Here is an 11,966-nt window from a genome sequence, read left to right on the forward strand (position 1 = left end):
TATTTTTCAAGTTTATGCCCAATGAAAAATACTGGAAATCAGGTATTTCATAGAATAGCAGTTAGCGATAATTTAGCATGACTACAAACAAACACTATTATGGAATATTCAAAAATCATTGTCATCGCTTTTCTCGGGATGTTTTTGTCTGCAAATGCCCAAAATGCTTCAGATCAAATTTTCTTGTCTAACGGAGAAACCATTGCCGCGAAGGTGAAAAAAATAGAACCTAATACGATTACTTATGTTTATTTAGGTGAAGATCTTGAAAATGTTGTGGAAAAGGATAATGTGGAAAAAATCATTTTCAAAAGTGGTCGAGAACAGAAATTTTCGGATGTATACACAACAAATTTAAGTCGTAAAAATGCTAATTATGAGTATCCGGAAATGAGGGGAAATCAAGGAGCGATTCTACCATTTGAATTCATATTTGATGGTTCGGTTAGCCCGGAAGAAGGTATAGAAGCACAGGAATATTACTACCGTGATTTGCAACGCAAACCAGAACGAAATACGATAAGTTATCAAGACCCCGAAGTAACCTGGAAACGATTACGAAAAGCTGGTATAACCGAAGCATCGCAAATAAAAAACTATGATATGGACGAAATAGCAAAAATCGTGGGAGTTGGAACTTTAGTAAATTCAAAAATTGTAGTGTCTTACCGATCAACTGTATCGAGTTCTTCAGAATCGAGTACTGTAAGAGTTGATAAGAAGAATAGAGTAAAAGGATACAGTAGTGAATATAGTTCGTCTCGAGATGAATTTGAAACTATGGTTTATTTCAAAATTTATGACAAAAACGGGAATAAAGTTATGGATGAAAAACGCCGCCCTTTCATGACCTCAGGTCGAACTGATTACATTTTAACATTAAGCTACTTTTTAAAACGTACGCCATTCTATCAGAAGAAACGCTAACTCTCCGCATACCTTTTATTAAGTCTTTGTTTTATTAAAATAACTTGAATCCACACGAAGAAAGCTACTCCTGAACAACCATAAATAAAAGTAGTTGAAAAAGGCAATTCAGACATATTTAAAGAAAGATTAAAAGAAGTGAGTTTATTTAACTTTATAGCTGCCATCCAAGTATTTTCTATGCTTGCTGAACTTCCCAAGATTACATAAGCAAAAATCCCTGTTACAGCGGAAATCAACATAAACCATGTAGTTTTAGAAAACAAAGGCTCGGAAGTTAAGACACTGCTTTTTTGAACTTCTAAACCTATCTTTTCGAAAACAGCATTGGTAAAACCATCTGAAGGCTGTTCTAGACCAGCTTCTTTGACTGACTTTCTAATGAAATCATCTAATTCTTTATTTTCTTTCATAGTTATCAAGTATTTCTGGTTCTAACTTATTTTTGAGCAATTGAGCCAAACGCTTCCTACTTCTAAATAAACGGACTTTTACCGTATTCGCCTCCAAATTCATAATATCTGCTATCTCTTTCAGTGACAACTCTTCAAAATAATGGAGGGTTATTACAACAGCATCATCTTCTGGTAATTCATCGATAGCATTTTTAATAGACTGTTTTCGCTCATTCGCTTCAAGATTATCAAGAGCATTTTCTGTACTAGCTAAATGAAACTCGGTATCAGAATCGATTGAACTGGTATTCAAACTCCGCTTCTGTTTCTTTAAATAATCTAGACTCCGATAGTACGCAATTTTATATAGCCAAGTCGAAAACTTTGAATCACCTTTGAAGGCAGTTAATGCTGAATACATTTTTACAAAAACATCTTGGGCGACCTCTTCTGCTTCTTGATGATTTTTCAGAATCTTAGCTGCCAAAGTAAAGACCATATGTTTATATCGTTCTACCAAAACAGAAAATGCTCTAGTATCTCCATTGATAACTTTATCAATATAGTGTTGGTCTTCTTTTTGGCTCATTCTGCTTCATATGACGTATAAATTACAATTCTGGTTACAGGAAATCTCATAAAATTTAAAATTCTTGTAACCTATCTCAAATAGTTGTCGTCATACTTAGCAAATGAGTTTATTAATCAATTAAAAAACAATCAAATGGCAGAAGCAATTTTAATCCCTATCAGCTTTTTTTTATTCATCTTCGCAATCGTATATCTTTATTTCACCACGCGTAATAAAGAGCGGATGGCACTTATAGAAAAAGGAGCTGAGGCGAGTATATTTTTTTCAGAAAAAAAGAGTAGAGGAACATCTACAGGTAAAATTCTTCTTCTCAATTTGGCCTTGTTGCTTATCAGTGTCGGGGTTGCCATATTCCTTGGGGCAGTTCTTGAAGAGATGAGAGTTGACCCAGATGTAGCATACCCAGGTACAATTTTCTTCATGGCAGGTATTGGACTATTGTCTGGCTTTTTCTTAACCAAAAAAATGGATAAAGAAAAATAGACTACAATTTCAAATTAATTCAAAGTAAAAGTCGTTGTCTTCAACGACTTTTGAATTTTAAATTCCCCTTCATTTTTCAGAAATTTAACTTACAAATAGTCTGATTTCCTAGTTAAATTCGTAGCTTCTATTGAATTTAAAGCAAAAATGGAGCTAGACTACAATATATTCTCGGTATTGCATTTGCTAGGCTGTTTGCAAGGTATAGTTTTGGGTATTTTGTTAATTTATTTAAACAAAAGAAAATATAGAAGTACCTTCTTCTTGGGCTTGCTCATAATGCTTTTCGCACTCATGAGACTGCACCCTACCCTAGAACAAATGGATTTTTACAAGTATTATCCAAATTTGTTCCGACTACCTTTTAACTTTTATTGGTTAATCTATCCTTTATTTTTTATTTATTCATATCGAGTTTCGATGCTTGCAGATCAAAAAATACCCTACTGGGTACTTTATCCTGGTTTGTTAGCTTTTATTATTAATATCGTAGTTTTCTTTCAACCCTATGAAACCAAATTGGCAATAGATCAAAGTCTTTGGTTTAAATCATATTTAATAGCGGGTATTGTTTATTCATTCTGTATTGGCACTTGGAATTTAGTCCTCGTAAATAAACACCAAGAAATGGTACGAGATCATTTCTCAAGAACTCAATTGAGAGAATTAAGATGGGTTCGCCTCTTTTTGATTTTTAGCTTTGTAGCCTATATCGTATATTTTCCCTTATATTATCTACTACCTGAAAATATATATTCAAAGCTATTTGTTCTAATAATAGATTATGTAACGATATACTGGATATTTTTCTTCGGATTAATTCAACGAAACGTATTATCTATTCTTTCTGAAAATGGTTATTATAGTCTTCAAAAGAAAGAAACAAAACAAACGACTATAAAGCCTCAAAATGAAAACCTCGCTGCACTTTTCACCAAAATAGATGAGCATTTAAAAAGTTCTGAAAGTTATGTCAAAAGTGAATTAACCATCGTAGATGTAGCTAAAGATTTGCAAATTCATACCAAACAAATTTCAGCGGCCATTAACAAAATACAGAATCAAAATTTCAATAGCTATATAAATCAATTTCGCATTGAAAAAGCGATCGATTTACTCAAATCACAAGATATTAATTTGAGTATCGAAGGCATTGGCTACGAAGTCGGTTTTCACAGTAAAAGTGCTTTTTACGCAGCGTTTAAAAAAATAACTGGTACTACTCCATCCAAATTCAAAGAAAAGAGCGCTGCCTGATTTTTACTGACTTTTCCATCTCATTTACAATCTTAATTCAGTCCTGATTCCTGATACGAGATACTATTACCCTAAAAAACTTAAAATCGGTTCTGAAGTCCGAAATCAGGACGTCTATCACCTTACTTTTTTAGGTTGGTCCATGCCATTGTTCAGATATTTGCAGGCCGAAAAAAAGGACGATGAAAGTTGGTGATAGATTTTTTTGGATTGTGTTCATAGGGGTTTGGTCCATTTTTATTTCATGGGAATACCAAATACAAAGAATGACCGAATCCCTTTTGTCTCATATCGTGAGATATGATCTTTTTGTACTACCAATTTTGATAGCATTTACAGGATATGTTTTACACAAAAAAAGAAAAAATAATTGAAATTATAGATTAAAGAAACATACATAGCTTAACCTTATATAATTGTCCCCCGATTTCAGCTAAGGCCAAAATTAAAATTGTTGAAATTCCCCCCGATAACTTTTCATACAATGAAAGGTTATTACCAAAACCACCGCATTAATTTGTGGTGGTTTTTTTATCTTTAGAAAATGCAAGTAATTTCGACCAACCTTGGAACTCCCACTACATTCATATGGAATGGAAAAGAAGAACAAACGGGCATTTTTAAAAAGCCTGTTTCACAAGCACTTTTTTTAAATACAAATGATGTTTCTAACGACACTGTTATTGACCGCGTTCATCATGCAGGTATCAACAAGGCTTGCTACTTGTTTGCTTCAGAAAACTACCCGTATTGGAAAGAATTGTATCCTAACTTAGATTGGGATTGGGGTATGTTTGGTGAAAATCTAACTATTGACGGACTAGATGAATCTAAAATGCGAGTAGGAGACATTTATAAACTCGGAACAGCGCTAGTTCAAGTATCACAGCCACGTGAACCTTGTTATAAATTGGGTATTCGTTTTGGTACACAAGAGGTATTACGACAATTCATAGATCATAATAGACCAGGCACCTACGTACGCATATTAGAAGAAGGGGAAGTCAAAACTGATGATCGTTTAGAATTACAAGAGCAATCAAAAAATACGCTTACTACGCAGCAATTCTATGAGTTGATGTTTATGCGTGAAAAACCAAAAGAACTGCTTGCATTATTTATGGATAATCCGTCCGTTCCTCAATACAAAAAAGAACGGTATAAAAAATTCCTCTAGACATGAACTATCCTTGGCATTTATATGTAATGGCCTTGATATATATCATCGCAGGAATTATGCATTTCGTTCGACCCAAAATGTATTTACGAATTTTACCAGGGTACCTCCCGGGTCATAAGCTATTGGTTATAATTAGTGGCATCGCAGAAATAGTTCTTGGTATTGCACTGTGCTTTTCTGAAACTAAAAACTTAGCCATTTATGCTATTATAGCCATGCTTGTTTTCTTTTTGCCTGCGCATTGTCATATGCTTTTTAACAAAAAAGCCTCTATGGGTATTTCTAGGTGGGTGCTCATTGCAAGAATACCACTTCAATTCTTATTAATGTTTTGGGCATATTGGTATTTGAGGTATTAACAAAAAAAAGTCCTCAAGCTAACTAAACTTGAGGACTCCAACTTTAAACTAACTTAATCAACTTTACTTTACAATAACATCTTTGGAATAGGTGTCATTTAAATTTTGAACCATTATGGTATAATTGTCTTTATAAGCATCCTCGAAATTAAATACCTTCTCTATCAACATCGCATCAGAAATGGTTTCTTGAAAGACAATACGACCTTCACTATCTAAAACCTTGATTTTCACAACCGCTTTTTCAAGGTTTAGAAGATTTAAGAAAACTTTTTTCTCTTTCCTTCTAAAAACTGGCTTGACGTTTTCCTTCTTTTCAGTGATAATTATTTCTGAATCTTTAATTGCGAATGCAAATACTGTCTCTTGCAACGAGTCTTCAATTTTCAATACATACGTTCCTGCAGGTAGGCTATTCAAATTAAACCTTTTGGAATAGGTATTACCTGCGGCCACTTCTTCTTTATATATAGTTACGGCATTCATATCAGAGATGCGTACGAATGTTTTTTCAGATGTAATGTCCATTTCAAAATTTAGACTTTTCTCCACATTGGGAGTCAAGCTAAGTTTTGGTTCTTTCGCCAAACCTGTTGCTACCGAAAACATTAAAGCTACTACTGCGATTGATCTTACTACCTTTTTCATGTTTTTTAAATTTTAGGGTTACTATTAATCAACACTACAAAACTACCGCAACATTCTAATGCGCACCACCACAGCATTTTCCGATTTATGCACTATTTTATCTATGAAACATTTAACAGAATTAAAATAGGGTAATATTGAACATATTTAAGGTAATTTTACATAGATAGGAGAAAAATCAACGGATTAACTTTGAAGTATGAAAAGGAACGAAACTGTTGTAAACAAGCCTACTTTTGAGTCTATCGAACCTTCCTTTGGAAACTCGTTCGCTTATCAAAAGTTTGACAAGAATCAACGTAACCAAAGTAATGTTTGGCATTACCATCCAGAAATCGAGTTGGTTTTTGTAAACGGGGGATCTGGCAAACGCCAAATTGGGAGCAATCTCTCTTATTACACCAATGGAACCTTGATTCTAATAGGGAGTAATCTACCGCATTGTGGTTTTACAGATGAACTCACCGGAAATCGAAGTGAAACGGTAGTGCAAATGAAGAAAGACTTTTTAGGAGAAAATTTCTTTACCCTTCCTGAAATGGAGGATATTGAAAACCTTTTTGAGATTGCCAAATCGGGTGTAGTTTTTTATGGAGAAACTAAAGCTATCTTAGGGCACAAATTGGAAACTTTAGAAAATAAAAATAGTTTTGAACGCCTTCACACAATTCTTGATGTTCTTTATGGTCTAAGCACTACTGATGAGTTTAGAATCTTAAATGCCGAAGGGTTTTCAATGCATACCGGGGTAAAAGATAATGACAGAATCAATATCGTTTTCAATTTCGTAAAGACTAATTTTAAGGAAGAAATCAAATTACAAGAAATTGCTGATGTTGTAAGTATGACAGTACCATCGTTTTGCAGGTATTTTAAAAAAATCACCAACAAGACGTTTACTCAATTTGTAAACGAATATAGATTGGTTCATGCTTCTAAACTATTATCAGAACAACAACTTAGTATAACCGAAGTATGTTTTGAATCTGGATTTAACAATTTTTCCTACTTTAACAAATCATTCAAAAAATTTACGGGGCAAAGTCCTTCTAAATATCGCAATGAGCTCAAGCAAGTAATTACCTAATGAATTTATTTTCTGAAAAGCAAAATCTCAACTTACCAGATAGTGATGTTATATATTATCCAAACTTCATTGATAATGAGAATGCCAATGCTTTTTTTAAAACTTTCAAGAATTCTATTCCTTGGCAACAAGATGATATTAAAGTATTTGGAAAAGTATATGCCCAACCTCGTTTAACCGCACTCTACGGTAATAATAGCAAACCGTATTCCTACTCCAATATTACTATGCAACCTCATGAGTTCACTAAAGAACTCATAGCAATAAAAGAGAAAATAGAAACTAAGGCAAATACTGTTTTCACCACTTGTTTATTGAATCTATATAGAGACGGCAATGACAGTAACGGATGGCACGCCGATAATGAAAAGGAATTGGGTAAGAATCCGGTGATTGCTTCGCTTACTTTAGGTCAAGAACGTTTTTTCCATTTAAAACATAGAACGAAGAAAGAGCTTAAGCATAAGTTATTACTAGAACATGGCAGTCTACTTTTAATGCAAGGTGAAACGCAGCACCATTGGCTACATCAAATACCCAAAACTGCAAAACCAATTAAAGAAAGAATTAATTTAACCTTTAGAGTTATCAAATAAAAAAGCTGTTCTTAACAGAACAGCTTTTTTAATACCCTTTTCTAGAGCTAGTAACTATCTTTAACATTTGGGTGAATATGCTAATTTCCTCGCGCCTAACTTCTCTAATATAACTTCAAATGTTGTGCCAAGGTATAGGCGCTCGTTGAAATTGTTATTTATTAGATAAAGTGTTATTCGTAGATTTCATTTAAGATTTTCGCAAGGCGCAATCCCCCTTTTTGCAATTGTTTCTCAACAGTACCCCACCAAACATATCTATAGCGATAAAATAGCTTCTCGCCTACTTCAACGGAATCATATAATTTATTCGCTATATCTTGCGACTCTTCCACCCAATCGTAAATTGTGCCTTGTTGAATAAATTTCTTTTGTGCCTTTGAAAGCCGAGGTAGTGACTCAGCAAGTTCGGTATAACTCATACCGTAATCATCAATCATATTAGAGTCCCAAACCCGATGCAGGTTACTACCTTTGTTGAACCATTGTACTTGAATATCATTTCCGCCTTTGTCTTCCAATCGACCAACGTGCATCGGTTGATGTAAATCTCCAACTAAGTGCACTAGAAGTTTTAAGTAGAATGCCTTATCCTCTTGAGAGCTATTTTCGTCCTTTATAATTTCGATACACTTTTCAATTCCCGTGATTAAATCACCAAACTCACTAGGGGTTTCATCACCATATTTTTTATCCGCTGCATAGTTGACATAATGCCAAGCACTAAATTTCTTATACTTACGGTCAGCCTTGATATCATCTCCAAATGTTGAAACCAAAGCCAAGCTTTGTCCATCTAACAGTTTATCAATTGCTTTCCGCGCTTTTCTCGATAAGTGCTGCTGTGCGACCTCCCCTGTAGTTCTGTGGCCAGTCTTTGACCAAACCATATCATTAGCGAATGTAAATTGTAGTGATAGAAAAAGAACTAAAACAAAACTGCTTTTCATGGAATGTGATTTTTTTCAAATGTAGCTAATGAACTTTAATCTACTGTTAACTCGTATCTTATTTTATATTTAAAGTTGGATATTGCACCGCCAAATAGAGTTTTCATGCTTAAAAAGATAAAATCGAAATATCTAAAATACGCACTAGTTGCAATTGTAGCCTTTTCCGTCGGAGTGCTTCTTTTCGTTCTAAGTGTTTATTTTGGTGCATGGGGAAAGCTTCCAAATAAAACCGAACTAGCTAATTTCCAATACCAACAAGCTTCTGAAGTATATACCGCGGACAGCGTGCTTATTGGCAAGTACTACCTGTACGATAGGCAGCCTATTGCTTATACAGAATTTCCAAAACATCTCATAGAAGGCTTAATTGCGATTGAAGACGAACGGTACTATGAACATTCAGGAATAGACTACCCTAGTGTTGTACGAGTTGGTTTCAAAACCATTTTAATGCAAGACCAATCCTCGGGTGGCGGAAGTACACTTACGCAGCAGTTGGCTAAAAACTTATATCCCCGAAGGGAAAGAAAAAAAACTAACATCACAGTCAATAAGGTGAAGGAAATGATAATTGCTTCCCGTTTAGAGGATATTTTTTCTAAGGATGAAATCTTGACACATTATCTGAATACAGTATCCTTCGGAGATAATACCTTCGGAATAGAAAGTGCATCTCTTAAATTTTTCAACAAGAAAACCAAACAACTCACCATTGAAGAGGCTTCTGTTCTGGTGGGAATGTTGAAAGCAACCCACGGATACAATCCTAGAGTGTATCCTGAAAAGAGTAGAGCCAGAAGGAACTTGGTTTTGCAAAGCATGGTGAAAAATGATTTTCTCTCGGAAGCCAAAAAAGATAGTTTAACCACCATCCCATTAAAATTAAATTATAGAAAATACGATTATACCGATGGAGTAGCGCCCTATTTCAGAGAAGAAGTCCGCAAGAAGCTCATCAAATGGGCTAAATCAGAAAACGAAAAAGGAAACGAATACAACATTTACACTTCAGGACTCAAAATTTACACCACCCTAAATTATAAAATGCAGGTGATGGCCGAAGAAGCCATGAAAAAGCATATGAGCAAACTCCAAAAAAGCTTTGAAGACAGCTACGGAAAAAAAGCCCCATGGATACGAAACAAAGAACTCGTTGAAAAAGCGGTAAAGGCAACACCTCATTATAAGAAACTACTCAAAAACGAATTATCAACTTCTGAAATTTGGGATTCCCTAAGCCAAAAACGGAGTATGGTATTGACCGATTGGTCAGGTGATAAGACGGTAAATGCAAGTACTATTGATAGTGTGCAGCACTATATGAAATTCTTGAACACGGGTTCGTTGGGTATGAATCCGAAAACGGGTGCGGTGCATACTTGGATTGGCGGTATCGATTTCAAACGTTTCAAATTTGACCATGTAGCACAAGCCCAAAGACAAGTAGGGTCTACTTTTAAACCCATTGTTTATACCGCTGCTTTAGAAACTGGAATTCCCCCATGCGCTTATTTTTCGGCGCGCGAGGTGGAATATGAAAATCTAAAAGGTTGGTCACCCAGCAATTCTAGTAAGAAAGACGAAGCTTATTTGAATTATTCTATGGAACAAGCACTTAGCAATTCTGTAAATACAGTTGCCGTAAAGGTCTTAGAAGCTACAGGAATTGAAAATGTATTGGCCCAGGCAAAAAAGATGGGGGTATTTTCAAAACTTCCGAATCAACCTTCAGTTGCCTTAGGAACTGGTCAAATTTACCTCAACGAGTTGGCAGGAGTGTACGCCAGCTATGTTAATAATGGAAGAGCGGTACTCCCCTATCTTATTGAAACAATTACAGACCAAAAAGATTCCATTTTAGCCCAAAACGAACCCAAAAGAGCAAAAAATAGAGCATTTTCAAAGCAAACAGAGCAAATTATGCTCGAAATGATGAAATCCACTATTAACAGCGGAACGGCAAAACGCATCCGTTCCACCTACAAATTGAATAACGATATCGCTGGAAAAACAGGAACTACACAGAACAACAAAGACGCTTGGTTTGTAGCGCTTACTCCAAAACTCGTTCACATCACCTGGGTAGGTTTAGACAATCACGAAATCGGATTCAAAAGCACAAGCCTCGGTCAGGGCGCAAATGCAGCACTGCCGATATTTGCAAGTTGGTATCAACAACTGAACAAGCAGAAAGAATTCAACCATATTACAAAAGCGCGATTTGAAAAGCCGAATCCTTTTGTGCTAGACCAATTGAACTGTGAACCTATAAAAAGAGATGGTTTTTTTAAACGCTTGTTTACGAATCCGAAGAAGAAAAAGTCTAAACGGTTTAGAAATAAGTAAATACTTGATTATAAGCTAGGAAATATAATTTATTATTATATCTTTATGATATCATTTTAATATCAATTAAATTATTTTATCATGAAGAACGAAAAAAATGTATCGGCTTTAAATGGTTATCTCTTCTTATTTATAATTCTTCTCATTCTTGCAGGAAGTTTTATCATGTTTATACGAACCGACATCTTTGTTTGGTTATTGCTTATTCCGATAGCTGTTTTCATGATTCGTGGTTTGATTTTGGTAAATCCAAATAGTTCAAAGGTCTTGTTACTTTTTGGAAAATATGTTGGCACTGTTAAGAAGAATGGACTCTTTTGGGTCAATCCTCTATATTTGAGGAGAACTATATCTTTGAGAGCGAGTAACTTCGATAGTGAAAGACTTAAGGTAAATGACAAACTGGGCAACCCGGTAATGATCAGTACCATCTTAGTTTGGAGAGTGACTGACACTTATAAAGCTGCTTTTGACGTTGATGATTACCAAAACTTTGTGAGAGTTCAGACGGATGCAGCGGTAAGAAAATTAGCTAGTATGTATCCATATGACAACTTTGCGGATGAAGGTTTGGATGAAGATATCACGCTACGTTCAAGTGTAAATGAAGTCAGCGAAGCACTTGAAAAAGAATTACAAGAACGCCTATCAATGGCCGGTATCGAAGTTCTGGAAGCAAGAATCGGCTATTTGGCTTATGCACAAGAAATAGCGAACGCCATGTTAAAGCGTCAACAAGCAACAGCGATTGTCGCTGCCCGTCATAAAATTGTTGAAGGTGCGGTAAGTATGGTAGAAATGGCTCTAGAAAAACTAGGCAAAAAAGACATAATAGAGTTAGACGAGGAGAGAAAAGCGGCAATGGTTAGCAATTTAATGGTCGTACTTTGCTCTGACAAAGATGTCTCACCAATTGTAAATACTGGCACATTAAATCACTAATCTTTATTTTAGAGATAAGTAAATGGCAAAAAAGAAAGCGTTTGCACTACGTTTGAATGAAGAAATGCTGAAGGCTGTTGAGAAATGGGCTGCGGATGAATTTCGCAGCACCAATGGTCAAATTGAATGGATGTTAATGAAATCGCTAAAAGAACACAAACGAGAGCCAAAGAAAAAAGAATAGTTGGTTTCATCTAACTT

The 11,966-nt window shown here is 35.1% G+C and carries 14 protein-coding genes; 10 read left to right on the forward strand and 4 right to left on the reverse strand.

Going from position 1 to position 11,966, the window contains the following annotated elements; translation table 11 throughout:
• Window positions 1-99: 99 nt before the first annotated feature.
• Window positions 100-927 (forward strand): hypothetical protein, encoded by an 828-nt coding sequence (locus ACKWCD_RS14335; protein ID WP_413984647.1) that lies wholly within the window; start codon window positions 100-102, stop codon window positions 925-927.
• On the opposite strand, the gene ACKWCD_RS14340 is transcribed toward ACKWCD_RS14335, so the two are convergent.
• Window positions 924-1,340 carry a hypothetical protein gene (locus ACKWCD_RS14340; protein ID WP_413984648.1) on the reverse strand — a complete coding sequence of 139 codons (417 nt, stop codon included), beginning with the start codon at window positions 1,338-1,340 and terminating at the stop codon, window positions 924-926. The two genes, ACKWCD_RS14335 and ACKWCD_RS14340, sit on opposite strands and share 4 nt — an antisense overlap.
• Entirely contained in the window at window positions 1,327-1,911 is a 585-nt protein-coding gene (locus ACKWCD_RS14345; RefSeq protein ID WP_413984649.1) for an RNA polymerase sigma factor, read from the reverse strand. Before ACKWCD_RS14345 ends, ACKWCD_RS14340 begins: the two co-directional genes overlap by 14 nt.
• A 135-nt stretch (window positions 1,912-2,046) precedes the next feature.
• Between ACKWCD_RS14345 and ACKWCD_RS14350 the strand changes: the two genes are divergently transcribed.
• The 4 genes from ACKWCD_RS14350 (at window position 2,047) to ACKWCD_RS14365 (ending at window position 5,193) form a co-directional block, all read left to right on the forward strand.
• A complete protein-coding gene (locus ACKWCD_RS14350) occupies window positions 2,047-2,397 on the forward strand; it encodes a DUF6249 domain-containing protein (protein WP_413984650.1) in 351 nt (116 codons plus the stop codon).
• A 420-nt stretch (window positions 2,398-2,817) separates the two neighbouring features.
• Complete coding sequence (locus tag ACKWCD_RS14355) at window positions 2,818-3,654, forward strand: helix-turn-helix domain-containing protein (RefSeq protein WP_413984651.1); 837 nt, start codon at window positions 2,818-2,820, stop codon at window positions 3,652-3,654.
• Between the two features lie 544 nt (window positions 3,655-4,198).
• Window positions 4,199-4,831 (forward strand): MOSC domain-containing protein, encoded by a 633-nt coding sequence (locus ACKWCD_RS14360; protein WP_413984652.1) that lies wholly within the window; start codon window positions 4,199-4,201, stop codon window positions 4,829-4,831.
• Window positions 4,832-4,833: 2 nt separating this feature from the next.
• Window positions 4,834-5,193 carry a DoxX family protein gene (locus ACKWCD_RS14365; protein ID WP_413984653.1) on the forward strand — a complete coding sequence of 120 codons (360 nt, stop codon included), beginning with the start codon at window positions 4,834-4,836 and terminating at the stop codon, window positions 5,191-5,193.
• 63 nt (window positions 5,194-5,256) lie between these two features.
• On the opposite strand, the gene ACKWCD_RS14370 is transcribed toward ACKWCD_RS14365, so the two are convergent.
• The gene (locus tag ACKWCD_RS14370) at window positions 5,257-5,841 is read right to left on the reverse strand and encodes a hypothetical protein (RefSeq protein WP_413984654.1); all 585 of its coding nucleotides are present in this window, start codon (window positions 5,839-5,841) and stop codon (window positions 5,257-5,259) included.
• Between the two features lie 199 nt (window positions 5,842-6,040).
• On the opposite strand from ACKWCD_RS14370, the gene ACKWCD_RS14375 reads away from it, so the two are divergent.
• Together ACKWCD_RS14375 and ACKWCD_RS14380 are read left to right on the forward strand one after the other, a co-directional pair.
• Window positions 6,041-6,928, forward strand: coding sequence for an AraC family transcriptional regulator (locus tag ACKWCD_RS14375; protein ID WP_413984655.1), 888 nt, complete (start codon window positions 6,041-6,043; stop codon window positions 6,926-6,928).
• Entirely contained in the window at window positions 6,928-7,524 is a 597-nt protein-coding gene (locus ACKWCD_RS14380) for an alpha-ketoglutarate-dependent dioxygenase AlkB family protein (protein ID WP_413984656.1), read from the forward strand. The genes ACKWCD_RS14375 and ACKWCD_RS14380 overlap by 1 nt, the downstream gene beginning before the upstream one ends.
• Window positions 7,525-7,697: 173 nt before the next feature.
• Here the strand turns inward: ACKWCD_RS14380 and ACKWCD_RS14385 are convergent, their stop codons facing one another.
• Window positions 7,698-8,474 carry a S1/P1 nuclease gene (locus tag ACKWCD_RS14385; RefSeq protein ID WP_413984657.1) on the reverse strand — a complete coding sequence of 259 codons (777 nt, stop codon included), beginning with the start codon at window positions 8,472-8,474 and terminating at the stop codon, window positions 7,698-7,700.
• Window positions 8,475-8,579: 105 nt separating this feature from the next.
• Here ACKWCD_RS14385 and ACKWCD_RS14390 point away from each other — a divergent pair, with 105 nt between their 5' ends.
• The 3 genes from ACKWCD_RS14390 (at window position 8,580) to ACKWCD_RS14400 (ending at window position 11,949) form a co-directional block, all read left to right on the forward strand.
• Window positions 8,580-10,823, forward strand: a complete 2,244-nt coding sequence (locus ACKWCD_RS14390; protein ID WP_413984658.1) for a transglycosylase domain-containing protein — start codon at window positions 8,580-8,582, stop codon at window positions 10,821-10,823.
• A gap of 81 nt (window positions 10,824-10,904) precedes the next feature.
• Window positions 10,905-11,765: an SPFH domain-containing protein gene (locus tag ACKWCD_RS14395; RefSeq protein WP_413984659.1), complete on the forward strand. Its 861-nt coding sequence runs from the start codon at window positions 10,905-10,907 to the stop codon at window positions 11,763-11,765.
• A gap of 22 nt (window positions 11,766-11,787) precedes the next feature.
• Complete coding sequence (locus ACKWCD_RS14400) at window positions 11,788-11,949, forward strand: type II toxin-antitoxin system antitoxin (RefSeq protein ID WP_413984660.1); 162 nt, start codon at window positions 11,788-11,790, stop codon at window positions 11,947-11,949.
• Window positions 11,950-11,966 lie beyond the last annotated feature (17 nt).

Source organism: Maribacter taeanensis (assembly GCF_047345145.1).
Lineage (GTDB): Bacteria > Bacteroidota > Bacteroidia > Flavobacteriales > Flavobacteriaceae > Maribacter_C.

What these genes read in the sequence shown, in the direction of transcription:
- ACKWCD_RS14335 (WP_413984647.1), top strand. Translation starts at nt 100, where the DNA reads ATGGAATATTCAAAAATCATTGTCATCGCTTTTCTCGGGATGTTTTTG.
- ACKWCD_RS14340 (WP_413984648.1), bottom strand. Translation starts at nt 1,340, where the DNA reads ATGAAAGAAAATAAAGAATTAGATGATTTCATTAGAAAGTCAGTCAAA.
- ACKWCD_RS14345 (WP_413984649.1), bottom strand. Translation starts at nt 1,911, where the DNA reads ATGAGCCAAAAAGAAGACCAACACTATATTGATAAAGTTATCAATGGA.
- ACKWCD_RS14350 (WP_413984650.1), top strand. Translation starts at nt 2,047, where the DNA reads ATGGCAGAAGCAATTTTAATCCCTATCAGCTTTTTTTTATTCATCTTC.
- ACKWCD_RS14355 (WP_413984651.1), top strand. Translation starts at nt 2,818, where the DNA reads ATGCTTGCAGATCAAAAAATACCCTACTGGGTACTTTATCCTGGTTTG.
- ACKWCD_RS14360 (WP_413984652.1), top strand. Translation starts at nt 4,199, where the DNA reads ATGCAAGTAATTTCGACCAACCTTGGAACTCCCACTACATTCATATGG.
- ACKWCD_RS14365 (WP_413984653.1), top strand. Translation starts at nt 4,834, where the DNA reads ATGAACTATCCTTGGCATTTATATGTAATGGCCTTGATATATATCATC.
- ACKWCD_RS14370 (WP_413984654.1), bottom strand. Translation starts at nt 5,841, where the DNA reads ATGAAAAAGGTAGTAAGATCAATCGCAGTAGTAGCTTTAATGTTTTCG.
- ACKWCD_RS14375 (WP_413984655.1), top strand. Translation starts at nt 6,041, where the DNA reads ATGAAAAGGAACGAAACTGTTGTAAACAAGCCTACTTTTGAGTCTATC.
- ACKWCD_RS14380 (WP_413984656.1), top strand. Translation starts at nt 6,928, where the DNA reads ATGAATTTATTTTCTGAAAAGCAAAATCTCAACTTACCAGATAGTGAT.
- ACKWCD_RS14385 (WP_413984657.1), bottom strand. Translation starts at nt 8,474, where the DNA reads ATGAAAAGCAGTTTTGTTTTAGTTCTTTTTCTATCACTACAATTTACA.
- ACKWCD_RS14390 (WP_413984658.1), top strand. Translation starts at nt 8,580, where the DNA reads ATGCTTAAAAAGATAAAATCGAAATATCTAAAATACGCACTAGTTGCA.
- ACKWCD_RS14395 (WP_413984659.1), top strand. Translation starts at nt 10,905, where the DNA reads ATGAAGAACGAAAAAAATGTATCGGCTTTAAATGGTTATCTCTTCTTA.
- ACKWCD_RS14400 (WP_413984660.1), top strand. Translation starts at nt 11,788, where the DNA reads ATGGCAAAAAAGAAAGCGTTTGCACTACGTTTGAATGAAGAAATGCTG.